Raw genomic sequence first — 25130 nt, forward strand, 5'->3', positions numbered from 1 at the left:
CTCAGGAGCGGAATAATCGGGAATATTGGGTTTCATGCCGGGCAGACGCGATAGCGGCCAACGGCGTTGCGGAGCCGAGACTGGCGTCAGGCGTCGCCAGCGCCTGTGCCAGCCCCTGCGCATAGCGATCGCAGAGCGCAATAATCAAACGCTGGGCCGCCTGTTGTCCAAAAGGAACCAGCTTGACGCCAGCCATCACAGCGCTCTCAATCCAGCTGTAGCCGAGGCTTAACGCCAGTTCGGTCAAGGGAATTCTCCAGCGCACGGCCAGCCAGGCCATGCCGCAGAGTTGGCTGTCGGCGAAGAGAGTGCGCCACTCTCGCGAGCAATCCGCCTCCCAGTCGGTGACCAGCCGCGTAAACGCCGCGCCCCGACTGCGTTCTTCATCCCGCAGTTCGCGGGTTTCGCGACAGGCTAACAGGTAAGCGCTCCAGCGGCGTGCGGCGTCGAGATCGTCCTGCTCGCAGGCGCGATACAGTCTCGCCAGCAGCGGTAGGTCGACGGTAAAAAAGTTCTGCTCCATCTGCTGAATTTGCCAGGCAGAGAAGTCATCGACGCTTTTCACCCAGCCAATCTCCACCGCCCACTCCAGACCCTGGGACCAGGTAAACGACCCCACCGGGAGTGCGCTGCTGGCGAGCTGCATCAGACGCAGCTGTTGGGTGTTATGCATCAGTGCGCATGGCCGTGATGATGCCCGTGTGATTCACTGGCATAAGCGCCTGCTTCCGGTTCAAACGGCAACTGGGCGAACGTCACCTCGAGGTTGAACTGGCGCAGCATGGCGTCCAGCACATGATCGTGGTGGTAGCGCAGCTCATCCGGCAGAATTTGTAGCGGAACGTGGCGATTGCCGAGGTGATAACAGGCTTTGGCGAGCAGGAAAGGATCGGCGCAGCGCACCACGGAAACCGACTCAGGCGCGGCGATCACTTCGATCACCTCGCTGCCATCGTCGGTGGTCAGCAGGTCGCCACCGCGTAACAGCAAACCGCGCGGTAGCATCAACCCGGCTTCGCGACCGTCGTTCAGCGCCACTCTGGCACGACTTTTTACTCGCATATCAATGGGTAGCGTGACGCTTGCGGTGACGCGGTGAGCGTGGTCAAGGCGTTGGGTCAGGTAGATCATCGTCACTCCTCAAAACAGAAAATAGCGTTGTGCCATCGGCAAAACGTTTGCCGGTTCGCTGGTAATCAGTTCGCCATCAATACGCACCTCGTAGGTCTGAGCATCGACGGTGATATTGGGTTGCAGGTCGTTGTGGATCATGTTGGCCTTTTTCACTGTTCTGCAGCCTTTAACGACGGCGATGGCGCTTTGCAGGTTGAGCTGCTGCGCGATGTTTTGCGCATCAGCGGCCTGCGAAATAAAGGTCAGCCGGGTGTGATGCCGCGCTGCGCCAAGTGCGCCGAACATCATGCGGTAATGCACCGGCTGTGGGGTGGGAATCGAGGCATTGATGTCGCCCATCGGCGCACAGACGATCATCCCGCCTTTAACGATCGTCGCTGGTTTTACGCCAAAGAAGGCCGGTGACCACAGCACCAGATCGGCCAGTTTGCCAGGCTCAACGGAGCCGACTTCATGGGCGATACCGTGGGTTAGCGCCGGATTGATGGTGTATTTGGCGACGTAGCGTTTAACGCGCAGGTTGTCGTTGTCGCCGGTTTCTTCTGCCAAAGGTCCACGCTGCGCCTTCATACGGTGTGCCACCTGCCAGGTGCGCAGGATCACTTCGCCCACGCGCCCCATTGCCTGTGAATCGGACGAGGTCAGGGAAAAGGCGCCAATGTCATGCAGCACATCTTCGGCAGCGATCGTTTCCCGGCGAATGCGTGATTCGGCAAAGGCCACGTCTTCGGCGATATCCGGATCGAGATGGTGGCAAACCATCAGCATGTCGAGATGCTCGTCGATGGTGTTGATGGTATAGGGCAGCGTCGGGTTCGTAGAGGAGGGCAGGATATTCGGATGCGCGCAGGCGGTGATGATATCCGGCGCATGACCGCCGCCCGCGCCTTCGGTGTGAAAAGTATGAATGGTGCGATCGCCAATCGCCGCCAGCGTATCTTCCACGAAACCGGACTCATTGAGCGTGTCACTGTGCAGCGCGACCTGGATGTCCATCTCGTCGGCCACGGTCAGTGCGCAGTCAATAGCGGCGGGCGTGGCACCCCAGTCTTCATGGATTTTCAGGCCAATTGCGCCCGCGGTGATTTGCTCGCGCAAGGCGTCAGGATTTGAGCCGTTACCTTTGCCCAGTAAACCGATGTTAACCGGTAACGTGTCTGCCGCCTGCAGCATGCGTGCGATGTACCACGGACCCGGCGTACAGGTGGTGGCGTGAGTGCCTGCGGCCGGACCGGTGCCGCCGCCGATCATCGTCGTCACGCCGGAAACCAGCGCCTCTTGCGCTTGCTGTGGGCAGATCCAGTGAATATGCGTATCCACGCCGCCTGCGGTGACGATCTTGCCTTCCCCGGCGATGACTTCAGTTCCCACGCCTATCGGGATCGTAACGTTGGGCTGAATATCGGGATTACCTGCCTTGCCGATGGCGAAGATCCTGCCGGCTTTGATACCGATATCTGCTTTCACGATCCCCCAGTGATCGACGATCAGCGCGTTGGTTATCACCAGATCCACACATGCATCGGCGCGCATTTGCCCCTGGCCCATGCCGTCGCGGATCACTTTTCCGCCGCCGAATTTGACCTCTTCACCGTAGGTGGTGAAGTCTTTTTCCACTTCGATCCACAGGTCAGTATCCGCCAGGCGCACTTTATCGCCGGTGGTTGGGCCAAACATGTCGGCGTACGCCTGCCGGGAAATGTCACTCATTATCTGCCTCCAGCGCGCCCATCACTTCGCTGCGAAAACCCACGATCCTTTGTGCGCCAGCAACGCGCACCAGTTCGACTTCGCGTTTTTGTCCTGGCTCAAAACGCACCGCTGTGCCCGCAGCAATGTTCAGACGAAAGCCGCGTGCGGCCAGCCTGTCAAAGTGCAGCGCCGGGTTCACTTCGAAAAAGTGATAGTGCGATCCCACCTGGATGGGCCTGTCGCCATGATTTTCCACCACGATCGTGCAGATCTCTCGCCCCTGATTAAGTGCGATACTGCCTTTTGCGATCTGATATTCACCTGGGATCATTGCCGCTCCTTAGACGATCGGGTTGTGGACAGTGACCAGTTTCGATCCGTCCGGAAAGGTGGCTTCAACCTGAATATCCGGGATCATTTCCGGTACGCCTTCCATCACCTGATCGCGGCGCAGGACGTGACGCCCGTCCTCCATCAGCGCGGCCACGGTTTGCCCGTCGCGCGCCCCTTCCATGATGAAAGCGCTAATCAGCGCCACCGATTCCGGGTAGTTCAACTTCAGCCCGCGGGCCAGACGACGTTCCGCCACCAGTGCGGCGGTAAACAGCAACAACTTATCTTTTTCTCTGGGGGTCAGTTCCATAAGGGTTCTCTTAGGTTTGCCAGATTCGCGGGAGTACGGGCACTTTGTGTGTCAGCAGCGGGCGCAAAAACTGCCAGATGTCACGCATAACGCGCTGAACAACCAGGTTGTCGTTAGCAAGAAAACGTATTGTCAGCAGCGAGTCGTTAAGTGTTGCCCCGGCGTAATCGCCAAGCGCCATAAGCCGCTCCCGCGTGCCCTCCAGCATGTGTTCGTTGGCCGGATAACACAGCAACGTGCCGACCCAGGGATGATGCGCGACGCCGCTCAAATTCCCCTCCTGCAATATCAAGCGTTCTATCAGCAGCGGCTGCCCATCTCGCCACACTTCCAGGCGATTTTGCAGCATGCCGTGGCTGAAAGTTTCCTGCATAACCGGTCGGCCAAGACACAGCAGATCCCAGGCCAGCAGGCGGCTTGCGGATGTCAGATGAAAGACGGTCTGAATAGCGGCGTTGGCGCCGGGAAAGAGGATCGTATCCTGCGGCAGCCACTCCAGCGTGGCGTGCGAGGCGAGGGTAAAATGCTGGCGCAGCAATGCCTGCGGCCCTCGGCTGCGATAAAACTTGCCCGCGCCGGGCTGGGTGATTAACGCATGGCTGTTTTCGTCGAGTGTGACGGCAATATGAAGCTCATCCCCGCCAACGATCCCCGCAGGTGGATGCAGCAAATAGAGGTGGCAGACGTCTTCTTCCGGGTAAAACGGGCGCTGAACCGTCAATGGACCATGATGACGCGCCGAGGCGAGCACCGTTTTGTGCCCGGAGCAAGTAAAATGCAGTTCCAGTTCGGCCTGCCAGCCCCGTGTGAGTGTCTCGTGCGCAACCGTGTCCAGAGCGTTTCCCCTATCAGCATGAGGGTGTTTGCATACAAAAAAGTATGCCTCAGCGCATCGGGAAATCGATCATATGAGAAGCTTATGGATAAAGGGGCGACAATACGCCGCCCAAGGGAGATTACAGCAAAACGAGGGGCATCCAGACCAGACCGGTGATCACCAGCAGCACGAGGAAAATCAGGCCAAAAATAGCGCCGAGTCGCCAGTAATCCACCGTTGGCAAATAACCGCTGCCGTAGTAGATAGGACTAGGACCGGTGGCGTACGGGGTCAGAATGCTGCCCAGACCAATGGCGGCGCCGACCATCAGGCAGAAGACCGGTAGCGGGATTTCCGGCATTGCCAGCGCGGCGGCAATCATCATCGGCGCGAGGGCAGAGGTATACGCCGTGGCGCTGGCAAAGAAGTAGCGCAGCAGATAGAACACCACGATCAGCGCCACCATCACCATCATCGGCGAATAGCCGCTCAGTCCTCCCGCCAGCAGTTTGCCGAACCAGGTGATAAAACCGGTGTTATTGAGCCCGGTGGCGAGCGTTATCAGCGAGGCCAGCCAGAAAAAGACGTTCCATGCGGCTTTATTGCTGACGATGTCATCCCAGCTAATGATGCGTAGTACCAGCATCAACGCCACCACGCTGTATCCGACCATTGCGGCGTCAATGTAGTCGCCGCCGAAGATCCACAGCACCAGCGCGCCGACCATCAGTACCAGCATCTTTTTCTCGCGAGCGCAGAGCGGTCCCATCGCTTTTAGCTCTGTATCCGCCCAACGTGGAACCTGATCGCCGGATTTCAGCACCGGTGGATACAGCAGGTACGCCAGCCACGGCACGATCAGCACCAGTAAAATGCTCAGCGGCAGCATGCCTAAGAACCAGTCGCCCCAGCTCAGCGCCGTATGGGACGCGCCTTTCATCAGGCCGATCAACAGCAGATTCGGTGCCATTGCCGTTAAGAAAATAGCGCTGGTAACGCAGTCAGCGACAATGCCCATCCACATGATGTACGAGCCAATGGAGCGTGAACTGGCGCTATTGGGCTGCGAGTTATACAGCGGCGGCAGGTTGCGGATAATCGGGTAGATTATTCCGGCTCCGCGCGCGGAGTTGGAAGGAGTGACGGGAGCGAGGATAAGTTCGGAGAACATCACCGCATAGCCGAGAAATAACGTCCGGTGCCCCATCTTTTTCACCAGCATCAGCGCGATTCGCCGACCAAGGCCGGTTTTCTCATAGCCGGTACCAAACATAAAGGCCGCGAAGATCAGCCAGATGACCGAGTTTGAGAATCCAGATACCGCCCACGACAGTGATTTGGCGGTAAATTTAAAACCGTCCTGCGCGAGTTGCTCCGGACTGAACAGCAGCCACGGTGAAAGGACAGCGATGATCGAAATGCCAATCATCGCCACCACCGCGCCCGGTACAGGTTCCAGAATAAGCCCGACAATCACACCGGTAAAGACGGCAAAATAGAGCCAGGTGTGACTCTCAAGACCGGTGGGGACGGGCAGAACAGCAATAATGGCGATAACCACCAGCGGAGCCAGGTATCGCCACCAACCAGCTAAAGGTGCCATTGTTGTATCCCTGCGAAGAGGGAGAGGCGTTACGCCCCTCCGGGAGGGTTATTTGATGTAGTGCACGTGCTCGCAGATTTCTTCGACGATAGGATCGCGACGTTCAGCGAACAGCTTTTTGTTTTCGGCAATCAGGTTATTACCGTGAGTATCGATGGAAACGATCAGCGGGCCGAACTCTTTTACCCGGCATACCCACAGAGATTCCGGCATGCCGAGTTCGGTCCAGTGAACCTCTTCAATTTCTTCAACCTGAGTAGCCGCCACGACCGCACAGCCAGCAGGGAAGATGACGTGCAGCGCTTTGAACTGTTTGCAGCCTTCTTCCGTCAGCGGCCCCATGCCGCCTTTGCCGACCACCAGCTTGACGCCCGTCTGCTCGATAAAGTCTTTCTCAAACGCTTCCATACGCATGCTGGTAGTTGGGCCGACGGAGACCATCTCCCATTTTTCACCGTTCTTACGGACGATCGGGCCCGCATGGAAAATGGCTTTGCCGTTCAGGTCATAAGGAATCGGGCGCTTCAGTTCGATCAGGCGACGGTGGCAAACGTCACGGCAGGTCACCAGCGTGCCGGTCAGGTAAATGACATCGCCAACGCGAATGTCTGCCAGATCTTCGGCTTTGATCGGGGTTGTGAGGATCTTTTTCATAACGCGCTCCGGGTGTGAGACAGGTTTTCGAAGGAGAGGTCGGCATGAACCAACAGCGTGCCGCGACGATGCGCCCAGCAGCCGGTAGAGACGGCAACGCCGATAGTCGACGGGTGGCGCGCGGCGGATTCGATATGCACGCCCATCACTGAGCTATTCCCGGTCAACCCTTGCGGCCCAATGCCCAGACGGTTAAGTCCTTCTTCCAGGCGCAGTTCCAGTTCTGCCGCTTTTGGGTTTGGATGGCGTGATCCGATTGGGCGCAGCACCGCTTTACGAGAAAGCACGGCAGCGGTTTCGACAGAGGTGGCAATACCCACGCCCACCAGCACCGGAGGACAGGCGTTAACTGCCAGCGTGGAGATATTTTCGAAGACAAATTTCACCACGCCTTCATAGCCTTCAGAAGGCATTAACACTTTCGAGCGCCCCGGCAGCGTACAGCCGCCGCCTGCCATGTAGACTTCGATTTCCGCGTCATCGTTATCAGGGATGATGTCCCAGGTGACCCACGGCACACCGGTACCGGTATTTTTTCCGGTATTCACTTCGTCAAAAATCTCAACCGCGTTATGGCGCAGCGGCGCTTTTACCGTGGCATCTTCAACAGCCTGCTTCAGAATGCTTTGCAGTTCGCCAAGTAGCGGAAAACGGGAACCGACCTTCACGAAGAACATAATCTCCCCGGTGTCCTGACAGGCAGGGCGGTTCAGGTCGATAGCTTTCTGCATGTTGTCAAACATGGTGTGGTAGATGATTTTACCCATCGGCGAGGTTTCGCCTTCACGCAGCTGTTTTAATTTATCCACAACATCGTCAGGCATGCGGGTAGAAATCATGGCGGTAAAGTCGGCGACAATGTTCGTCAGCGTAGCTATCGCATGTTGGTTATTTTGATTGCTCATCTTATTAACTCCAGTTCTTTTATTTGTCTGGAAATAAATTCTCCGCCACAAACTACCACTAAATATGTGGTTTTATATTATTTGGCACTGTGAATATCTAATTAACAGTTCGTGAATGATGTCCAGATAAGGCAATAAAAATTGCGCCAGGGCAGGGTTTAATACGTATGGGAGAATTACACTGCGGTTAATCACATTACGGATTACCGATCATGCTGAATACGTATCCCCTGGCGAAAGACCTACAGGTGCTGGTTGAAATTGTTCATAGCGGCAGCTTTAGCGCCGCCGCTGCGACGCTGGGCCAGACGCCAGCGTTTGTGACGAAGCGCATTCAGATCCTCGAGTCCACGCTAGGGGCTACGTTGCTAAGCCGCTCGGCGCGCGGCGTGGCGCTAACGGAGAGTGGCCAACGTTGCTATGAACACGCGCAAGCGATCCTCGCAGGTTATCAGCATCTGGTCGATGACGTTACGCAACTCAAAACGCGTCCGGCAGGGATGATTCGTATCGGCTGTAGCTTTGGTTTTGGGCGCAGTTATATTGCACCGGCAATTACAGAATTGATGCACAGCTATCCTGAATTACAGGTACATTTTGAACTTTACGATCGGCAAATTGATTTGGCGCAGGATAATATCGATTTGGATATTCGTATCAATGATGAAATTCCTGATTATTATATTGCGCATTTGTTAACGAAAAATAAAAGGATATTATGCGCAGCACCGACGTATTTACAAAAATACGGTGAGCCGACGACGTTACAGGAATTAATTCGGCATGATTGTCTGGTCACCAAAGAACGAGATATGACTCACGGGGTGTGGGAACTGGATAACGGTCAGGAGAAAAAGTCGGTTAAGGTGGCGGGACATCTTTCTTCTAACAGCGGTGAGATTGTGCTGCAGTGGGCACTACAGGGAAAAGGGATCATGCTGCGTTCTGAATGGGACGTACAACCGTTTCTGGCCAGCGGCGAGCTGGTGCGTGTGCTGCCGGACTATGCGCAGAGCGCTAATATCTGGGCGGTTTATCAGGAGCCGCTGTATCGCAGCGTGAAGCTTCGCGTGTGCGTGGAGTTTCTGGCGACGTGGTGTCAGAACCGATTAGGCAAACCGGTGGAGGGGTATCACATCCCCGAGGCCGGATAAGACGCCGACGCGTCGCTATCCGACAATAAAATCACTCGGGGTCTTTTTCGCGTTTTTTCTTTAGCTTGGTCCAGATCTTCGGCTCCTGACGACGCCACAGACGCTGAATGTTGTCATGGTGACGAAGCAGAATTAAGCACGACAACATGGACACCGGAAAAGTGAACTGGGGATTGAACCACCAGACGTAAAAAGGGGCGATCAGCGCACTGACGATAGCGCCTAACGACGAATAGCCGCTTAACAGGACGGTTAGTAGCCAGGTTCCGGCCATCACGCCGGTTAAGTCCCAGCCAATCGGCGCAATTGCGCCAAAGGCGGTGGCAACGCCTTTTCCACCTTTAAAGCCGAAAAATACCGGCCAAATGTGTCCCAGACAGGCGGCGATTGCGATCAATCCCAGCCAGAAGGGGCTGACGCCTAGCGCATAGGCACCCCAGACGGGTAACATACCTTTCAGGACGTCGAAAATCAGTACCGCGACGGCGGCTCCCTTGCCACCGATGCGCAGCACGTTTGTCGCGCCCGGATTCCCAGAGCCGCTGTCGCGCGGGTCCGGCAATCCAGCAAGGCGGCATACCAGAATAGCACTGGAAATTGAGCCACAGAGGTACGCGAAGATAATCATTCCAGGCGCGATTGCACTCATAAGCTGTTCCGTTTTGAAAATGTCGTGTAAAACGCTACTTCTGTGGATAATACGCATATTTCGCCGGAAGTGGTATCCGGGTTAGCCAAAAAGCAGGCAGGTCGTGATGGATATTGTATTTATAGAGCAACTTTCTGTAATCACCACTATTGGTGTTTACGACTGGGAACAAACGATCGAACAACGGTTGGTGTTCGATATCGAAATGGCATGGGATAACCGCAAATCAGCTAAAAGCGATGATGTGGCTGATTGCCTGAGCTATGCTGATATTGCTCAAACGGTTGTTAATCATGTGGAAGGTGGGCGTTTTGCGCTGGTAGAACGTGTGGCGGAAGAGGTGGCGGATTTGCTACTTAACCGCTTTAATTCACCGTGGGTGCGGATCAAACTCAGCAAACCTGGCGCGGTAGCCCGTGCGGCAAACGTCGGGGTCGTCATTGAGCGTGGCAATAATCTGAAAGAAAATAATTAATTTAATAATTTCTAAATCAAACGGGTATAAAAGAGTCCTTTCGTCGGCTCTTTTTTGCCGTGTTTTCTCTATCTAGGGGTTTATTAATGAGTGATATGCACTCGCTGCTGGTGGCGGCAATTTTGGGTGTGGTCGAAGGATTGACGGAATTTTTACCCGTTTCCAGTACCGGCCATATGATTATTGTTGGCCACCTGTTGGGTTTTGAGGGTGATACCGCAAAAACATTCGAGGTGGTGATCCAATTGGGGTCTATTCTGGCAGTGGTGGTGATGTTCTGGCGACGTTTGTTTGGCCTGATCGGCATTCACTTCGGCAAGGCCCCGCATGAAGGTACTGGCAAAGGTCGACTGACGCTGGGGCATATCCTGTTGGGGATGATTCCGGCGGTTGTACTGGGACTGGTGTTCCACGACACCATCAAGTCGCTGTTTAACCCGATCAACGTGATGTATGCGCTGGTGGTGGGTGGTGTACTGCTGATTGCTGCAGAATGCCTGAAGCCGAAAGAGCCGCGCGCGCCGGGTCTGGATGATATGACCTATCGCCAGGCATTTATGATTGGCTGTTTCCAGTGTCTGGCGCTGTGGCCGGGTTTTTCTCGCTCAGGGGCGACGATTTCTGGCGGTATGCTGATGGGCGTGAGCCGTTATGCGGCTTCTGAGTTTTCATTCCTGCTGGCGGTGCCGATGATGATGGGCGCGACGGCGCTGGATCTCTACAAGAGCTGGTCGTTTCTTAGCGCATCAGATTTACCGATGTTTGCAGTCGGTTTTGTGACGGCGTTTATCGTGGCGCTTGTCGCGATCAAAACCTTCCTGCAGCTGATTAAGCGTATCTCGTTCATTCCGTTTGCGATTTACCGCTTTATTGTGGCGGCTGCCGTTTACGTCGTGTTCTTCTGATGACTTACCGTGGTGCCGGATGGCGGCGTTTCGCCTTATCCGGCCTACGGGTGATATTCGTTCAGGCGGTGGGTTTAGGACACCGCTTCTCCTTCCAGTTGGCCACCGCCGCAATGCGACGCCGGGTCAGTTCCTCGCGAATAGCCTGACCTTTGAATCCCGCTTCCACGACATCTTTCGTGGGAACCGCCTGTGCAACCAGCCAGGCTTCACGCAACAGCCTGCCTTGCGGGTAATCCGCCGCTTCAAAACCGGTTCGCCCACGCACGTCGGCCTCGCTGGTGAGGGCTATTTGCTCCACGCGCTGCGGTTTGCGCCATGCATCGATGGAATCAAACAGCTTAACGATTGTTTTCGGTTGCAGGATCGGGAAGGTATGAATCAGGTCGTGGAACTCGGCCACCAGTTTGGCTAAATCACGGATGTCATTCGGCACGCGCAGGCGCTGACACAGTTGCTCGACCAGCTTAACGCCCGCCGGACCGTGGCCATGATGGCGCGGCCATAGCGTTTTAGGCGTTAATGCTTTGCCAAGATCGTGGCACAGCGTGGCGAAACGCACGTCGACCTCCGGGCTTAACATGGCTGCCATCGACAGCGTCATCAGCGTGTGAATACCGGTATCAATTTCCGGGTGCCACTGCGCGGGCGCGGGAACGCCGAACAGAGCATCCACTTCAGGAAACAGAACGTGCAGTGCGCCGCAGTCGCGCAGGACCTGAAAAAATACCTGTGGGTTGCGGGTGGTTAAGGCGCTTTCCGTTTCTTTCCACACGCGCTCTGGCGTCAAGTGTTCCAGCTCGCCAGCGGCGTTCATATCGCGCATCAGCGTCATGGTTTCGTCGGCAATACGAAAGCCAAGGTGCGCATAGCGGGCAGCAAAGCGCGCTACGCGCAGCACGCGCAGTGGATCTTCGCTAAAAGCCGGGGAAACATGACGCAGCAGGCGGTTTTCCAGATCGTCGCGTCCGTTATACGGGTCGATAATCTCCCCGTTGTCATCGCGGGCCATTGCGTTGATGGTCAGGTCGCGCCGCTGAAGATCGGCCTCCAGCGTCACATCTGGCGCGGCGTAGCAGGTGAATCCGGTATATCCCGAACCTGATTTGCGTTCAGTACGCGCCAACGCATACTCTTCCCGGGTTTGCGGATGCAGAAACACGGGAAAATCGCGGCCTACCTGTTGGTAACCCGCGTCGAGCATTCCTTGCGGCGTGGCACCGACAACGACCCAATCTTTATCTTTAATCGGTAGCCCTAATAACGCATCCCGAACAGCACCACCGACCAGATAAATCTTCACGCCACTTTCCTTTTGAAAAAAACATCCCTTAATCATATGTCAGTGTGGCGGAGAAGGCGATTCAGTTCATCCAGCGATCTTTGCGTTTACGGCTTGGGATCATATGTGGCAGAACCAGACCGAGCAGCAGACCAAGACCCAGCACGCCGCCGCCATACATAAACCATTGCATGATGATAGTACGCTGCTTGTCATCAAGCTGAAGGTTGGCTGCGCTCACCTTCTTTTGCGCCACGATAAGTTCGTTCTTCAGCTTCTGGTTTTCTTGTTTCAGCCCGTCAATCACGCTGTCGCTCTGCGCTACCTTTTGCTGCATGTCGGCGGTACGCTGATTCCATGTGGTATCGATATTATTGAGCTTATCGGTCAAGATCTTAACCTGGTTTTCCAGGTCGGGAACGCGGGTACGCAGGCTGGGCGTACTGTTCAGCTCTTTCAGTGGGATCCAGGCGGTACGTCCGGTGCTGTCTTTCACCTGAGCGTAATTAGTATTGGCATCGGTCTGTAATAGCGTGACTTCCTCGCCGGCGTTAACCGTACCCACGAGGCGATAATTATCTCCCGGACCGCTGCGGACCCAGGTGTTCAGTTCGTCAGAGACATAGCGCTTTTCTTCGGCATGAGAGACTGCAGTGGCGCTAAGTGCGAGTAAAGTTAATCCAATCAGGCGTAATTTTGGCATCAGGCTGTCGTTATTGTCATAGAAAGTGGAACGATAGTAGTGGCATCAGTGTCTCTACGCAAAGCATTCGACATCAATCGGAATCATCTGTGTCCTTTTTGCCACCACTCGAAACTTTTACGCCCGTCAAATTGCTCGTTGCATGGCAATTTGGCGCAAAATACTATCTACTGACCATAAAGAACGAACTTAGTTCGCAGTCAGTTTTCTCAACTGTGACATAACCCATAAGTACAAGACCATGGCCCAGGAAATCGAATTAAAATTTATCGTTAATAGTGACGCTGTCGATGCGCTACGTGAACGTCTGAATACGCTGGAGGGAGAGCATCATGCGCCCAGCCAGTTGCTGAATATTTACTACGAAACGCCGGATGCGTGGTTGCGTGGTCACGATATGGGGCTGCGTATTCGCGGTGAAAACGGTCATTACGAAATGACCATGAAAATTGCCGGACGCGTGACGGGCGGTCTGCATCAACGACCGGAATTTAACGTTGCGCTGGACGCGCCTGAGCTGGATCTCGCCTTGTTCCCAACGGAAGTCTGGCCTGATGGCAAACTGCCCGCTGAACTTGCTTCTCAAGTGCAGCCGTTGTTCAGCACCGATTTTTTCCGTGAGAAATGGTTGGTTGATGTTGATGGCAGCCGGATTGAAATGGCCCTCGATGTGGGGGAAGTGAAAGCGGGCGAGTTTGCAGAACCTATCTGTGAGCTTGAACTTGAACTGCTAAGCGGCGATACCCGTGCGGTACTGAAGCTGGCAAACCAGCTGGTTTCGCAAACCGGTTTACGCCAGGGCAGTTTGAGCAAAGCCGCGCGCGGTTATCATTTGGCCCAGGGGAATGCGCTGCGCGAACTCAAACCGACGCGGATTTTGAAGGTTCCGGCGAAGGCGAGCATTGAGCAGGGGCTGGAAGCGGCGCTGGAGCTGGCATTATCACAGTGGCAGTACCACGAAGAGCTGTGGGTACGCGGCGTGAAAGGGGCGAAAGCCGAGGTGCTGGCGGCAATGGGTCTGGTGCGTCACATTCTGATGTTGTTTGGCGGTAATGTGCCACGAAAAGCGAGCGCTCACTTACGTGATTTGCTGACCCAATCGGAAGCGATCATTGCGTCGGACGTTTCTGCTATTTCGGCGGTTTACAGTACGCAAACGGCAATGGCCAAGCTGGCGCTGACCGAATGGCTGGTGACCAAAGGATGGCAGCCGTTCCTGGATGCGAAGGCGCAGGGCAAAATTGCCGACTCCTTTAAGCGCTTCTCTGATACCCATCTTTCACGTCATGCCGCTGAGCTGAAAACCGCTTTTGCGCAGCCGTTGGGCGATCAGTACGCCGATCAGCTTCCACGTTTGACGCGAAACATTGATAGCATGCTGATGCTGGCGGGATACTACGACGAAAATGTCGCATCAGAATGGATCGCTACTTGGCAGGGCTTACGTCGCGCCATTGCGGCCAACCAATATATTGAAATTGAACACTTCCGCAACGAGGCGATCGCGCTGGAACCGTTCTGGCTGCACAGCGGAAAACGATAATCAGGGCCGAGGCCGGGATGCCTGATGGCGCTGCGCTTATCAGGCCTACGCGATGTGTGTAACTGTCATGTAGGTCGGATAAGGCGAAAAGACGCATCCGGCACCATTCAAAGGATAACCCGTAAATGAAGCAGCTCTCTTCACCGTTACAGCAGTACTGGCCGACCGTTGTTGAGCGGCTGCCAGCAGCAATATCTGAGTCCTCGCTTAGCGTTCAGGCGAAGTCAGTACTTACATTCAGTGATTTTGTCCGTGACAGCATTATTGCCCATCCCGAATGGCTGGCTGAGCTGGAAAGCACTCCACCCCTGGCGGATGAATGGCAACACTATGCCAACTGGTTGCAGCAAGCATTGGCTGACGTTAGTGACGAAAACACACTGATGCGTGAGTTACGCCTGTTTCGCCGTCGCATTATGGTGCGTATCGCCTGGGCACAGACGCTGTCGCTGGTGACCGAAGAGAGTATTTTGCAGCAGCTAAGTCATCTGGCTGAAACGTTGATCGTCGCCGCGCGCGACTGGTTGTACGCAGCCTGCTGTCGCGAATGGGGTACGCCGTGTAATCCTGAAGGTGTGGCGCAGCCGTTGCTGATTTTAGGCATGGGGAAACTGGGCGGCGGCGAGCTGAATTTTTCCTCCGATATCGACCTGATTTTTGCCTGGCCGGAACACGGCAGCACACAGGGTGGGCGCCGCGAGCTGGATAACGCGCAGTTCTTTACCCGTATGGGCCAGCGGCTTATCAAAGTGCTGGATCAGCCCACAATGGATGGGTTTGTCTATCGGGTGGATATGCGTTTACGCCCGTTTGGCGACAGCGGCCCGCTGGTGCTGAGCTTCTCCGCGCTGGAGGATTATTACCAGGAACAAGGGCGCGACTGGGAACGCTATGCGATGGTTAAAGCCCGCATTATGGGCGATGCCGACGGCACATACGTCAGCGAGCTTCGTGCCATGCTGCGGCCTTTTGTCTTCCGTCGCTATATTGATTTCAGCGTGATCCAGTCGCTGCGTAACATGAAAGGGATGATTGCGCGTGAAGTACGCCGTCGTGGCCTGAAAGACAACATCAAGCTGGGGGCGGGCGGCATTCGTGAAATCGAATTTATCGTGCAGGTATTCCAGCTGATTCGCGGTGGGCGCGAGCCATCGCTGCAATCCCGCTCGCTGTTACCGACGCTTAGCGCCATCAATGCGCTGCACTTGCTTTCTGATACCGACGCGGAACAACTGCGCGCAGCCTATCTCTATTTACGCCGCCTGGAAAACCTGCTGCAAAGTATTAATGATGAGCAGACCCAGACGCTGCCTGGTGATGAACTGAATCGCGCGCGGCTGGCGTGGGGGATGAACGTTGATGACTGGCAGCAGTTAACCGATGTGCTGACCAATCATATGGACAATGTGCGCCGGGTATTCAACGAGCTGATTGGCGATGACGAGGCCGAAACCCAGGAAGAGTCGCTCTCAGAACAGTGGCGCGAATTGTGGCAGGACGCCTTACAGGAAGATGACACTACGCCAGTGCTGACGCATCTGGCGGATGACGATCGGCGGCGCGTGCTGTCTCTGATTGCTGATTTCCGCAAAGAGCTGGATAAACGCACCATTGGCCCACGCGGACGACAGGTGCTGGATCATTTAATGCCGCATCTGCTGAGCGATGTCTGTACGCGTGACGACGCCTCAGTCCCGCTGTCACGCATTACACCGCTGCTGGTGGGTATTGTGACTCGCACGACCTATCTGGAACTGCTGAGCGAATTCCCCGGGGCGCTGAAGCATTTGATTTCGCTCTGTGCGGCCTCGCCGATGGTCGCCAGCCAGCTGGCGCGGTATCCGTTGTTGCTCGACGAACTGTTGGATCCGAATACCCTGTATCAACCTACCGCGACGGACGCCTACCGTGATGAGCTGCGCCAGTATTTGCTGCGCGTGCCAGAAGATGACGAAGAGCAGCAACTGGAGGCACTGCGCCAGTTTAAGCAAACGCAGCTACTGCGTATTGCCGCGGCTGATATCGCCGGTACGCTGCCGGTGATGAAGGTGAGCGACCATTTAACCTGGCTGGCGGAAGCGATTATTGATGCGGTAGTCCAGCAGGCGTGGACGCAGATGGTTGCTCGCTACGGGCAACCTACCCATCTTGGCGAACGTGAGGGGCGCGGTTTTGCCGTCGTCGGCTATGGCAAACTGGGCGGCTGGGAACTGGGCTACAGTTCGGATCTTGATTTGATCTTCCTGCATGATTGTCCGATGGACGTGATGACGGACGGTGAGCGTGAGATTGATGGGCGACAGTTCTATCTGCGTCTGTCGCAGCGCATTATGCACCTTTTCAGCACCCGCACTTCGTCCGGTATTTTGTACGAAGTGGATGCGCGGCTGCGTCCATCCGGCGCGGCGGGAATGCTGGTGACATCAACCGACGCTTTCGACGATTACCAGCGCAACGAAGCCTGGACATGGGAGCATCAGGCGCTGGTGCGTGCTCGTGTGGTATATGGCGACCCGCAGTTGACCTCTCAGTTTGATGCGATTCGTCGCGATATCATGACCCTCGTCCGTGATGGGAAAACCTTGCAGACCGACGTGCGTGAAATGCGTGAGAAAATGCGCGCCCATTTGGGCAATAAGCATCGGGATCGTTTTGATATTAAAGCAGATGAGGGTGGCATTACCGATATTGAGTTTATTACGCAATATCTGGTGCTGCGCTATGCGCATGAAAAACCGAAGCTGACGCGCTGGTCGGATAACGTGCGCATTCTGGAATTGCTGGCGCAAAACGACATTATGGACGAGCAGGAAGCGCTGGCGCTTACCCGTGCTTATACGACGTTGCGTGATGAACTTCACCATCTTGCGTTGCAGGAACTTCCGGGCCATGTGGCGCTGGAGCACTTTGACGCTGAACGTACGCTGGTGCGTGACAGCTGGCAGAAGTGGCTGGTTGCCGAGTGAAGTGTGCTATTATCGCGCGCAAATTTTAAGACCCTCAGAGAATCTCTCAGGAGACAGGAATGAAAGTAACGCTGCCAGAGTTTGAACGTGCAGGAGTCATGGTTGTCGGTGATGTGATGCTGGATCGCTACTGGTACGGTCCTACCAGCCGTATTTCACCTGAAGCGCCGGTTCCGGTGGTGAAGGTTGATACCATTGAAGAACGTCCCGGTGGCGCAGCAAACGTGGCGATGAACATTGCCTCTCTGGGCGCAAATTCCCGTCTGGTGGGTTTGACCGGTATCGACGACGCGGCGCGTGCGCTGAGCAAAACGCTGGCGGATGTGAACGTAAAATGCGACTTCGTTTCCGTGCCGACGCATCCGACAATCACCAAACTGCGCGTGCTTTCCCGCAATCAGCAGTTGATTCGTCTGGATTTCGAAGAAGGTTTTGAAGGCGTAGATCCGCAACCGCTGCACGAGCGTATTAATCAGGCGCTGGGTTCTATCGGCGCTTTGGTGCTCTCTGACTACGCCAAAGGCGCGCTGGCAAGCGTGCAGCAGATGATTGCTCTGGCGCGTAAGGCTGGAGTTCCGGTGCTTATCGATCCGAAAGGGACCGATTTTGAACGTTACCGCGGCGCAACGCTGCTAACGCCGAACCTGTCTGAGTTTGAAGCGGTAGCCGGTAAATGCAAAAGCGAAGATGAACTGGTTGAGCGCGGTATGAAAGTGATTGCTGATTTCGACCTTTCCGCACTGCTGATTACCCGTTCTGAACAGGGGATGACGTTGCTGCAACCGGGCAAATCGCCACTGCATATGCCGACGCAGGCGCAGGAAGTGTATGACGTGACCGGTGCGGGCGATACGGTAATCGGCGTGCTGGCGGCGACGCTGGCGGCGGGTAACACACTGGAAGAGGCGTGCTATTTTGCCAACGCTGCAGCCGGTGTTGTGGTCGGTAAACTGGGAACCTCCACCGTTTCTCCGATTGAACTGGAAAACGCGGTGCGTGGTCGGGCTGATACTGGTTTTGGCGTGATGAGCGAATCTGAGCTGAAACAGGCCGTTGCCAGCGCCCGCAAGCGCGGTGAGAAAGTGGTGATGACTAACGGCGTGTTCGACATCCTGCATGCGGGCCACGTTTCCTATCTGGCAAATGCGCGCAAGCTGGGCGATCGCCTGATCGTGGCGGTAAACAGTGATGCGTCGACCAAACGTCTGAAAGGCGAAACGCGTCCGGTCAACCCGCTGGAACAGCGCATGATCGTGCTGGGCGCGCTGGAATCCGTCGACTGGGTGGTCTCTTTTGAAGAAGATACACCGCAGCGTCTGATCGCCGGCATCCTGCCGGATCTGCTGGTCAAAGGCGGTGACTATAAGCCAGAAGATATTGCGGGCAGCAAAGAGGTATGGGCGAACGGCGGTGAAGTGCTGGTGCTGAACTTCGAAGATGGCTGCTCAACGACCAATATCATCAAGAAGATCCAGAAAGACAGCGATAAATAACAATTGGAATGTTTGTCGGATGGCGGTGTCCGGCCTACGAGGTTGTAGGCCGGATAAAACGCGTAAGCGTTGCCATCCGGCATTTCTGTTTCTTATTCTTCAGTCGTTTTCTCAACAGGCTGTGGACTGTTTTTCAGCGGATCGGCCAGTGCCGACAGCGAACCACCGGACAAACCAATTTCATTTAACAGCGAGTCAATCAGCGGCGCTTGTGTACGATAGGCAAGGGCGGCGGATAATGCCTGCTCAGCCAGATTCCCTCCGGTTACGTTACCTGCGGTCACTTCACCGACGGCGCCGCCACGATTCAGACCATCAACCTGGATAATCTTGATCCCATCGATAGATTTCATTGGCTCAACGGATTTCTCAATGACTGCTGGCAGGGACTGCAGCAGGGCCAGCTTAAATTTCAGACTGGTCTGTTCGTCGGAAAGCACGTTGATGGCATCGTTCAGCGCACGCTGGGCTTCGGCTTCCGCCAGACCTTTTTTCCGCGTGGCTTCGGCCAGTTCCACAATTGCCGCCGCCTGCAATTCTGCGGCTTCTTTTTCCGCTTTTGCCCGGACGGTCAGTTCAACCGCCTGGGTTTCTGCATCCTGCGCTGCGGCAATCAACGCCACCTGTTTGGCACGATCCGCTTCTGCGGTCTGGCGGGTGGTTTCTACGTTCTGCTGAGCGCGAACCGCTTCGGCCAGCGCATCGTTAGCGCGTGCTTCAGCCTGAGACTGCTGTTCAGACTTGGCGGCAATGGCGATGGACTTGGTCTGGTTGGCGATCTCCGTTGCCTGCTGCTGTTCGATCTCTTTAATGCGAACTTCACGCTCGGCCTCGACTTTTCTGGATCGCACCGCCTGTTCGCGCTCGATTTCTGTTTCCTGAATCTGGCGTTCGGCAAGAATGCGCGTCTGCTCAGCTTCACGATGGCGTTCGGCTTCGAAGGCGGCAATTTTAGCGTTTTGCTCGGCCGTGCGGGTCTTCACCTGCTGCTCCTGCTCGAGCGTCATGAAGGCTTCCTGCTGTTCGATCTCCAGCTTGCGCGACAGCGCATCACGGTTTTTCTCACGAACGGCAACTTCTACGTCCTGCTCGACTTCGTTACGTTCGCGACGACGGCGTTCTGTTTCCTGGGTCAGCTTGGTCAGACCCTCGGCATCAAAGGCGTTATTCGGGTTGAAATGGACTTTTTCGGTCTGGTTAAAGTTGGTGAGTGAAACGCTCTCCAGTTCCAGGCCGTTTTTGGACAGGTCTTCCGCGACGGTATTTTGTACGCCCTGAACGAAGTTTTCACGCGTATCCTGCAGTTCATGCATGGTCATCTGCGACGCAGTGGCACGTAGGGCATCAACAAACTTATCTTCTATTAGCACACGTAAATCCTCTGGTGACAGTGTTCGCTGTCCCAGCGTCTGTGCGGCGGTAGCAATCCCTTCAACAGACGGTTTTACACGCACGAAAAAGGCGACGACGACATCCACGCGCATACGGTCTTTGGTTATGAGACTGTCGACAGTCGAACGGCTCACCTCAAGTTTGAGGGTGTTCATGTTGATAGGAATAATTTCGTGGAAGATAGGCATGACAATTGCGCCGCCGCTCATCACCACTTTTTGTCCACCAAGGCCGGTACGCACAAACGCCTGTTCAGCAGATGCGCGGCGATACAGGCGGGCAAAAATAATCCCGATAATTACTAAGACGACCACCGCCACAATGGCGGTAAACATCCATGAAGGTAACATGCCAAAAACATCATCCATCTATAAGATCCCTCTGTATAAAATTATAAAACAGTCGGCCAGGGGTTTAGCTCGGCCAGGTAACGCGTTGCGGAGAGTCGGCAGATAATCAGCACCTTGTCTCCTTTTTTGAATTCTTTGCCCGCTTCAGGCTCCAGCAGCACATAGTGGGTCTGCCCGAACTTGTCGGTAAATTTGCCTTCGCATGGGGTTCCGGCACTCGCCGAATGGCCGGTAATAATCGCCATGCTGCCGATAAATTCATCTTCTGCGAGGGCGGTGGTTTCATCCCGTGGCAGCCATGGGGCGATGATTTTCCCGCTGTAATGCACGGCGAAGACCGCAAGAATGAAGCTCACCGGCGCGAGCAGCAGGTTACTGAGCGGAGCCTGCCACAGCGTGACCCAACCATGCTGGATGAGGATGCCGAAGAGTCCAAAGAAGCCAGCGAGTAAGCACAGCACGATCAGTGCCGGGATCCGCCCGATATTGAGATAGTGAAGCGCCTGGCCGATATTGCCGGAGGTCAGGGCATCGTAATGTTCGAGGTGAGCATCAAGCGCACCTGAAAGAAAATGGCCAAAAATAAGAGAGATGATTTCCAGTAGGCCAATCAACAGTACAAATGAAATAGCAAACAGGTAGGGGCCGTTGTAATCCGTGAATAATACCAAGTTGTTTCCTCCTGTTACTGCGTTCCCTGTCCGTGTCAAAAGTAATGGTTTTACCTCTTACTTTTACATGACGTTACAATAACATGCGTTACCCAGGTCTTTAATCCGAAAAGGGGCTCATCCCCCTCTTAGATTTCGTAGGAAACTGTGAAGCAGGCGGTTTTTTTGCGCACAATATGTACAGAATAACTTCGTATCCAGGGAAATACTGAAATTAGAAAAAGCATATGGCCTTAGCAGATATTCAATAACTGGAGGGTATGCTCATGAACAGCAATATGTATTCAATGAACAATTTCGATTTCCTGGCCCGTAGTTTTGCCAGAATGCAGGCTGAGGGCCATCCGGTTGATATCCAGGCGATAACTGGGAATATGGATGAAGAACATCGTAGCTGGTTTTGCAAACGATATGCGCTGTACTGCCAGCAGGCGACGGAAGCCAGGAAGCTAGAACTGGAACACTAACAGAAAAACGGGCCTTGCGGCCCGTTGTCGTTTTACTCTTGCGGATCGACTGACGGGATCGCGGGGGCAGGTTTAACTTCTGCCGTTTTTTCACGCGATTCCAGCTCAGTCAGACGTTGCTCAAGCAGCGCCAGCTTTTCACGTGTGCGCAATAAAACCTGAGTCTGTACATCGAATTCTTCACGGCTTACCAGATCCAGACGGGTCAGCTGTGACTGCAGCGTTTGACGAATTTTCTTCTCGACGTCTTCGCCAAACTCGCGGATCCCTTTCGGCATCGACTCGTGAACCTGACGAGCAATCTGCTCAATTTTTTTCGGGTCAATCATTGTGGTTTCCCTGAACTGGTACGTGTTGCTGCCTATTGTAGTGCGAACTGGCACAGGCATAAACCAGAATTGTGTGAAGCTAAGACGAGTAAAGGCGTTGATGAAGGTAATCAATAGCGTTATAGTTAACCCGCTTATTCTCAGGGCGGGGCGAAATTCCCCACCGGCGGTAAATCAACTGATGTTGAAAGCCCGCGAGCGCTTTTTGTTACGGCAAAAAGGTCAGCAGATCCGGTGTAATTCCGGGGCCGACGGTTAGAGTCCGGATGGGAGAGAGTAACGATCCAGTCGGGCATGGACCCGCTCACGTTATTTTTTTGCCGCTTAGACGGTACTCCTAAGACTGCCCTGATTCTGGTAACCATAATTTTAGTGAGGTTTTTTTACCATGAATCAGACGCTACTTTCCTCTTTTGGTACGCCTTTCGAACGTGTTGAACATGCGCTGTCTGCGCTGCGTGAAGGACGCGGTGTAATGGTGCTTGACGACGAAGACCGTGAAAACGAAGGCGATATGGTTTTCCCGGCAGAGACCATGACCGTTGAACAGATGGCGCTGACCATCCGTCACGGTAGCGGTATTGTATGCCTGTGCATCACTGAAGACCGACGCAAACAGCTCGATCTGCCAATGATGGTGGAAAATAATACCAGCGCTTACGGTACCGGTTTTACCGTGACCATTGAAGCCGCAGAAGGCGTGACCACCGGCGTTTCCGCAGCAGACCGTGTTACTACGGTACGCGCGGCAGTTAAGGATGGCGCAAAACCTTCCGATCTGAACCGTCCGGGGCACGTGTTCCCGCTGCGTGCTCAAGCTGGTGGTGTGTTGACCCGCGGTGGTCATACTGAAGCGACCATCGACCTGATGACGCTGGCTGGGTTTAAACCAGCGGGTGTGCTGTGCGAATTGACTAATGATGATGGCACCATGGCGCGTGCGCCACAGTGCATTGAGTTTGCCGGCAAGCACAATATGGCTGTAGTCACTATCGAAGATTTAGTGGCTTATCGTCAGGCGCACGAGCGCAAAGCCAGCTAATAGACTATTACCACGTTAGTTGTGGTAAGCATAAAAAACCGAAGCCATCTTCCAGGCTTCGGTTTTTTTATTGTCACCCCTAAACCACCTCCTAGGGAGGTGGTGATTGATCCTGTAAGGCTATAGCCTGAAGAATGCCCATGCCGGAATATCTCTGCTTACTCACCACAAGTAAAAGGAGACAAACCAACATGGGGCTTTACAGGAGTTCATCACATGTATATTGGCGTTGCAAATACCACATAGTCTGGACACCAAAATATCGATTCAGGATCCTCAAAGACAAGCTGGGCAAGGAGCTTTACAGGACAATCTACATTCTCTGCGGAATCAAGGATTGTGAAGTTCTGGAGTTAAATGTCCAGCCAGATCATGTACATCTAGTCGTCATCGTCCCACCTAAAATCTCAATATCAACGCTAATGGGCCATTTGAAAGGTCGCAGTGCCATCAGGCTCTACAATCGTTTTCCACACATCAGGAAGAAGCTCTGGGGAAACCATTTTTGGTCGCGTGGTTACTTTGTAGATACGGTAGGAGTGAACGAGGAAATTATCAGAAGATATGTGCGGCATCAGGAGAAAACGGAACAAACACATGAACAACAGATGGAATTGCTAGAGTAGTAAGCGAAAGGTGAAAGTAGCCCCCCTTACAGGGGGCATTTTCAAAAGCCACCTTCTAAGAAGGTGGTCTTTTACTGTCACCCCTAAACCACCTCCTAGGGAGGTGGTGATTGATCCTGTAAGGCTATAGCCTGAAGAATGCCCATGCCGGAATATCTCTGCTTACTCACCACAAGTAAAAGGAGACAAACCAACATGGGGCTTTACAGGAGTTCATCACATGTATATTGGCGTTGCAAATACCACATAGTCTGGACACCAAAATATCGATTCAGGATCCTCAAAGACAAGCTGGGCAAGGAGCTTTACAGGACAATCTACATTCTCTGCGGAATCAAGGATTGTGAAGTTCTGGAGTTAAATGTCCAGCCAGATCATGTACATCTAGTCGTCATCGTCCCACCTAAAATCTCAATATCAACGCTAATGGGCCATTTGAAAGGTCGCAGTGCCATCAGGCTCTACAATCGTTTTCCACACATCAGGAAGAAGCTCTGGGGAAACATCTGATCGCGGATGGTTTGCACATGGATGCCATCTTCTTTGCGATAATCGCGTTTGCCCACGCGAAGCAACACGGTGTCGTTGATTGTTTCGATCGATTCATGCGACGCGTCGAGGAAGCCGCGCGGTAGCTTATGATCGGCCAGAATCTGCCCCATCATATCAAATTCGTACCAATGCTGACCCTGAACGGCTGTGAAGGTGCCGCGCGGTGTTTCACGAATACCCATCAGGTAGCCGCGCTTGTTGATATCCATGTCATGGCCATCGTAAAAGGTATCTTGATCCAGCCACCAACGATATTCACCTTCCGTATCGACGACAAAGGTAAAGGGTGCGATATCAAAAGGTAATGCGCCACCGGCTGGACCTGCATCCAGGATGCCGGCATTTTTGTCTTTTTCACCATGCCAGTGGAATTCTGCCCCCTGTGGGGTGAAAGTATGGGTATTCACTAGATAGAGGCGGTCTTCAAAACCAGGCGCTACCTTAATAACTTTCGTTTGCTGTAAATCGGAAATAGAACGGTTATCCATGTAGTGATTAACGATGGCGGACGTTTGCACCACATAATCATCCTTCATGGCTTTGCCATTTTCTTTATATTCAACGGTGACCTTATTAGCAAACTTTTGATAAAGACCAAAAATAGGCACGCCGTCATAGGTTGCTAACGACTCTTTGCCAACTGTATAAGTAACAGGAACTCCTTTCTCGCCTTTGCCATGAACGGTGACTTTAACATCTGAAATAACGTGACTATCTAATTCAACCAGTGCGGTAAGCGGGGCGTTTCCGTATGGGTCAACTACTATTGCCCCCAGTTTTCCCGCAGGTTGAGCGGGTTGAAAACCTGCGGCAAACGAATTTCCAGCGGTTAATCCAAACGTCAGTGCGAGTGTGCCAGCGAGAAGTGTTTTTCGGTATTGTCTAAACATGGATATATCTCCTTATATTAACTTTAAATATAATTTCACTGAATATATTATGTTTTTACGACATGGCTAAAAATGAAAATGGTACTACTGATGTCACTTTTATTGTGGGTATATAAATATTTATGAAGTGTATTATTCTACAAAATCTAATTTTTATTGTTTTCTGGATAGTATGAGTGAGGTATTTTAAGAA

The 25130-nt window shown here is 53.9% G+C and carries 24 protein-coding genes, 2 pseudogenes and 1 riboswitch; of the genes and pseudogenes, 10 read left to right on the forward strand and 16 right to left on the reverse strand.

The genetic code is table 11. The features are described 5' to 3' along the window. Nucleotide 1: 1 nt before the first annotated feature. From SK33_RS03505 to ttdA, 9 genes are all read right to left on the reverse strand, one after another. Nucleotides 2–673 (reverse strand): urease accessory protein UreF, encoded by a 672-nt coding sequence (locus SK33_RS03505; RefSeq protein WP_048218612.1) that lies wholly within the window; start codon nt 671–673, stop codon nt 2–4. Beyond that, nucleotides 673–1131 carry an urease accessory protein UreE gene (gene ureE, locus SK33_RS03510; RefSeq protein ID WP_003024684.1) on the reverse strand — a complete coding sequence of 153 codons (459 nt, stop codon included), beginning with the start codon at nt 1129–1131 and terminating at the stop codon, nt 673–675. The genes SK33_RS03505 and ureE overlap by 1 nt, the downstream gene beginning before the upstream one ends. Before the next feature lie 9 nt (nt 1132–1140). After that, nucleotides 1141–2844 (reverse strand): urease subunit alpha, encoded by a 1704-nt coding sequence (gene ureC / locus SK33_RS03515; RefSeq protein WP_016151000.1) that lies wholly within the window; start codon nt 2842–2844, stop codon nt 1141–1143. After that, nucleotides 2837–3157: an urease subunit beta gene (locus SK33_RS03520; protein WP_003024680.1), complete on the reverse strand. Its 321-nt coding sequence runs from the start codon at nt 3155–3157 to the stop codon at nt 2837–2839. The genes ureC and SK33_RS03520 overlap by 8 nt, the downstream gene beginning before the upstream one ends. Before the next feature lie 9 nt (nt 3158–3166). Further along, nucleotides 3167–3469: an urease subunit gamma gene (locus SK33_RS03525; protein WP_003024678.1), complete on the reverse strand. Its 303-nt coding sequence runs from the start codon at nt 3467–3469 to the stop codon at nt 3167–3169. A 10-nt stretch (nt 3470–3479) separates the two neighbouring features. Then, complete coding sequence (locus SK33_RS03530) at nt 3480–4304, reverse strand: urease accessory protein UreD (protein ID WP_205200718.1); 825 nt, start codon at nt 4302–4304, stop codon at nt 3480–3482. Between the two features lie 121 nt (nt 4305–4425). Next, complete coding sequence (locus tag SK33_RS03535) at nt 4426–5889, reverse strand: anion permease (protein WP_032950139.1); 1464 nt, start codon at nt 5887–5889, stop codon at nt 4426–4428. A gap of 48 nt (nt 5890–5937) precedes the next feature. Further along, entirely contained in the window at nt 5938–6543 is a 606-nt protein-coding gene (ttdB, locus tag SK33_RS03540; RefSeq protein ID WP_032937359.1) for a L(+)-tartrate dehydratase subunit beta, read from the reverse strand. After that, complete coding sequence (gene ttdA, locus SK33_RS03545) at nt 6540–7448, reverse strand: L(+)-tartrate dehydratase subunit alpha (RefSeq protein WP_003846290.1); 909 nt, start codon at nt 7446–7448, stop codon at nt 6540–6542. Before ttdA ends, ttdB begins: the two co-directional genes overlap by 4 nt. Nucleotides 7449–7660: 212 nt before the next feature. Here ttdA and ttdR point away from each other — a divergent pair, with 212 nt between their 5' ends. Beyond that, a complete protein-coding gene (gene ttdR / locus SK33_RS03550; RefSeq protein WP_048218610.1) occupies nt 7661–8602 on the forward strand; it encodes an L-tartrate utilization transcriptional activator TtdR in 942 nt (313 codons plus the stop codon). A gap of 31 nt (nt 8603–8633) precedes the next feature. Here the strand turns inward: ttdR and plsY are convergent, their stop codons facing one another. Next, nucleotides 8634–9251 (reverse strand): glycerol-3-phosphate 1-O-acyltransferase PlsY, encoded by a 618-nt coding sequence (plsY, locus tag SK33_RS03555; RefSeq protein ID WP_003024662.1) that lies wholly within the window; start codon nt 9249–9251, stop codon nt 8634–8636. A 106-nt stretch (nt 9252–9357) separates the two neighbouring features. Here plsY and folB point away from each other — a divergent pair, with 106 nt between their 5' ends. After that, nucleotides 9358–9726, forward strand: coding sequence for a bifunctional dihydroneopterin aldolase/7,8-dihydroneopterin epimerase (folB, locus tag SK33_RS03560; RefSeq protein ID WP_003838117.1), 369 nt, complete (start codon nt 9358–9360; stop codon nt 9724–9726). 86 nt (nt 9727–9812) lie between these two features. Next, on the forward strand, nt 9813–10631 hold the full coding sequence (gene bacA / locus SK33_RS03565; RefSeq protein WP_048218609.1) for an undecaprenyl-diphosphate phosphatase: 819 nt from the start codon (nt 9813–9815) through the stop codon (nt 10629–10631). A gap of 61 nt (nt 10632–10692) precedes the next feature. On the opposite strand, the gene SK33_RS03570 is transcribed toward bacA, so the two are convergent. Both SK33_RS03570 and SK33_RS03575 read right to left on the reverse strand, forming a co-directional pair. Next, a complete protein-coding gene (locus SK33_RS03570; protein WP_048218608.1) occupies nt 10693–11934 on the reverse strand; it encodes a multifunctional CCA addition/repair protein in 1242 nt (413 codons plus the stop codon). A gap of 61 nt (nt 11935–11995) precedes the next feature. Then, the gene (locus SK33_RS03575; protein WP_003024650.1) at nt 11996–12616 is read right to left on the reverse strand and encodes a TIGR04211 family SH3 domain-containing protein; all 621 of its coding nucleotides are present in this window, start codon (nt 12614–12616) and stop codon (nt 11996–11998) included. 241 nt (nt 12617–12857) lie between these two features. On the opposite strand from SK33_RS03575, the gene SK33_RS03580 reads away from it, so the two are divergent. From SK33_RS03580 to hldE, 3 genes are all read left to right on the forward strand, one after another. Beyond that, nucleotides 12858–14159 carry a CYTH domain-containing protein gene (locus tag SK33_RS03580; protein ID WP_048218607.1) on the forward strand — a complete coding sequence of 434 codons (1302 nt, stop codon included), beginning with the start codon at nt 12858–12860 and terminating at the stop codon, nt 14157–14159. A gap of 125 nt (nt 14160–14284) precedes the next feature. Next, complete coding sequence (glnE, locus tag SK33_RS03585; protein WP_003846303.1) at nt 14285–17125, forward strand: bifunctional [glutamate--ammonia ligase]-adenylyl-L-tyrosine phosphorylase/[glutamate--ammonia-ligase] adenylyltransferase; 2841 nt, start codon at nt 14285–14287, stop codon at nt 17123–17125. Between the two features lie 59 nt (nt 17126–17184). Then, nucleotides 17185–18618: a bifunctional D-glycero-beta-D-manno-heptose-7-phosphate kinase/D-glycero-beta-D-manno-heptose 1-phosphate adenylyltransferase HldE gene (gene hldE, locus SK33_RS03590; protein ID WP_032950130.1), complete on the forward strand. Its 1434-nt coding sequence runs from the start codon at nt 17185–17187 to the stop codon at nt 18616–18618. A gap of 92 nt (nt 18619–18710) precedes the next feature. On the opposite strand, the gene SK33_RS03595 is transcribed toward hldE, so the two are convergent. After that, complete coding sequence (locus tag SK33_RS03595; protein ID WP_003024632.1) at nt 18711–20378, reverse strand: flotillin family protein; 1668 nt, start codon at nt 20376–20378, stop codon at nt 18711–18713. Between the two features lie 23 nt (nt 20379–20401). After that, nucleotides 20402–21031, reverse strand: a complete 630-nt coding sequence (locus SK33_RS03600) for an OB-fold-containig protein (RefSeq protein ID WP_048218606.1) — start codon at nt 21029–21031, stop codon at nt 20402–20404. 260 nt (nt 21032–21291) lie between these two features. Here SK33_RS03600 and glgS point away from each other — a divergent pair, with 260 nt between their 5' ends. Beyond that, nucleotides 21292–21498 carry a cell surface composition regulator GlgS gene (gene glgS, locus SK33_RS03605; protein ID WP_019077704.1) on the forward strand — a complete coding sequence of 69 codons (207 nt, stop codon included), beginning with the start codon at nt 21292–21294 and terminating at the stop codon, nt 21496–21498. 32 nt (nt 21499–21530) lie between these two features. Here glgS and ubiK read toward each other — a convergent pair whose 3' ends face one another. Beyond that, nucleotides 21531–21827, reverse strand: a complete 297-nt coding sequence (gene ubiK / locus SK33_RS03610; protein WP_003024618.1) for a ubiquinone biosynthesis accessory factor UbiK — start codon at nt 21825–21827, stop codon at nt 21531–21533. Between the two features lie 132 nt (nt 21828–21959). Beyond that, nucleotides 21960–22109: riboswitch (FMN riboswitch) on the forward strand. Between the two features lie 106 nt (nt 22110–22215). Between ubiK and ribB the strand changes: the two genes are divergently transcribed. The 3 genes and pseudogenes from ribB to tnpA (SK33_RS03625) form a co-directional block, all read left to right on the forward strand. Then, on the forward strand, nt 22216–22869 hold the full coding sequence (gene ribB / locus SK33_RS03615) for a 3,4-dihydroxy-2-butanone-4-phosphate synthase (RefSeq protein ID WP_040233959.1): 654 nt from the start codon (nt 22216–22218) through the stop codon (nt 22867–22869). Nucleotides 22870–23060: 191 nt separating this feature from the next. Beyond that, a complete protein-coding gene (tnpA, locus tag SK33_RS03620; RefSeq protein WP_041162689.1) occupies nt 23061–23495 on the forward strand; it encodes an IS200/IS605 family transposase in 435 nt (144 codons plus the stop codon). A gap of 195 nt (nt 23496–23690) precedes the next feature. Continuing rightward, nucleotides 23691–23999: pseudogene (gene tnpA / locus SK33_RS03625) on the forward strand (IS200/IS605 family transposase); the annotation flags it as partial. On the opposite strand, the pseudogene SK33_RS03630 reads toward tnpA (SK33_RS03625), so the two are convergent. Then, nucleotides 23999–24937, reverse strand: a pseudogene (locus SK33_RS03630) (aryl-sulfate sulfotransferase); the annotation flags it as partial. The pseudogenes tnpA (SK33_RS03625) and SK33_RS03630 sit on opposite strands and share 1 nt — an antisense overlap. Between the last annotated feature and the right edge of the window lie 193 nt (nt 24938–25130).

This window comes from Citrobacter sp. MGH103, assembly GCF_001034475.2.
Lineage (GTDB): Bacteria > Pseudomonadota > Gammaproteobacteria > Enterobacterales > Enterobacteriaceae > Citrobacter > Citrobacter freundii.

Coding starts and splice junctions, on each gene's coding strand:
- ureC (WP_016151000.1), bottom strand. CDS start 2,844: ATGAGTGACATTTCCCGGCAGGCGTACGCCGACATGTTTGGCCCAACC.
- SK33_RS03505 (WP_048218612.1), bottom strand. CDS start 673: ATGCATAACACCCAACAGCTGCGTCTGATGCAGCTCGCCAGCAGCGCA.
- ureE (WP_003024684.1), bottom strand. CDS start 1,131: ATGATCTACCTGACCCAACGCCTTGACCACGCTCACCGCGTCACCGCA.
- SK33_RS03595 (WP_003024632.1), bottom strand. CDS start 20,378: ATGGATGATGTTTTTGGCATGTTACCTTCATGGATGTTTACCGCCATT.
- ubiK (WP_003024618.1), bottom strand. CDS start 21,827: ATGATTGACCCGAAAAAAATTGAGCAGATTGCTCGTCAGGTTCACGAG.
- SK33_RS03575 (WP_003024650.1), bottom strand. CDS start 12,616: ATGCCAAAATTACGCCTGATTGGATTAACTTTACTCGCACTTAGCGCC.
- glnE (WP_003846303.1), top strand. CDS start 14,285: ATGAAGCAGCTCTCTTCACCGTTACAGCAGTACTGGCCGACCGTTGTT.
- ttdB (WP_032937359.1), bottom strand. CDS start 6,543: ATGAAAAAGATCCTCACAACCCCGATCAAAGCCGAAGATCTGGCAGAC.
- plsY (WP_003024662.1), bottom strand. CDS start 9,251: ATGAGTGCAATCGCGCCTGGAATGATTATCTTCGCGTACCTCTGTGGC.
- tnpA (WP_041162689.1), top strand. CDS start 23,061: ATGGGGCTTTACAGGAGTTCATCACATGTATATTGGCGTTGCAAATAC.
- folB (WP_003838117.1), top strand. CDS start 9,358: ATGGATATTGTATTTATAGAGCAACTTTCTGTAATCACCACTATTGGT.
- ttdA (WP_003846290.1), bottom strand. CDS start 7,448: ATGAGCAATCAAAATAACCAACATGCGATAGCTACGCTGACGAACATT.
- ttdR (WP_048218610.1), top strand. CDS start 7,661: ATGCTGAATACGTATCCCCTGGCGAAAGACCTACAGGTGCTGGTTGAA.
- SK33_RS03520 (WP_003024680.1), bottom strand. CDS start 3,157: ATGATCCCAGGTGAATATCAGATCGCAAAAGGCAGTATCGCACTTAAT.
- hldE (WP_032950130.1), top strand. CDS start 17,185: ATGAAAGTAACGCTGCCAGAGTTTGAACGTGCAGGAGTCATGGTTGTC.
- glgS (WP_019077704.1), top strand. CDS start 21,292: ATGCTCATGAACAGCAATATGTATTCAATGAACAATTTCGATTTCCTG.
- ribB (WP_040233959.1), top strand. CDS start 22,216: ATGAATCAGACGCTACTTTCCTCTTTTGGTACGCCTTTCGAACGTGTT.
- SK33_RS03580 (WP_048218607.1), top strand. CDS start 12,858: ATGGCCCAGGAAATCGAATTAAAATTTATCGTTAATAGTGACGCTGTC.
- SK33_RS03535 (WP_032950139.1), bottom strand. CDS start 5,889: ATGGCACCTTTAGCTGGTTGGTGGCGATACCTGGCTCCGCTGGTGGTT.
- bacA (WP_048218609.1), top strand. CDS start 9,813: ATGAGTGATATGCACTCGCTGCTGGTGGCGGCAATTTTGGGTGTGGTC.
- SK33_RS03525 (WP_003024678.1), bottom strand. CDS start 3,469: ATGGAACTGACCCCCAGAGAAAAAGATAAGTTGTTGCTGTTTACCGCC.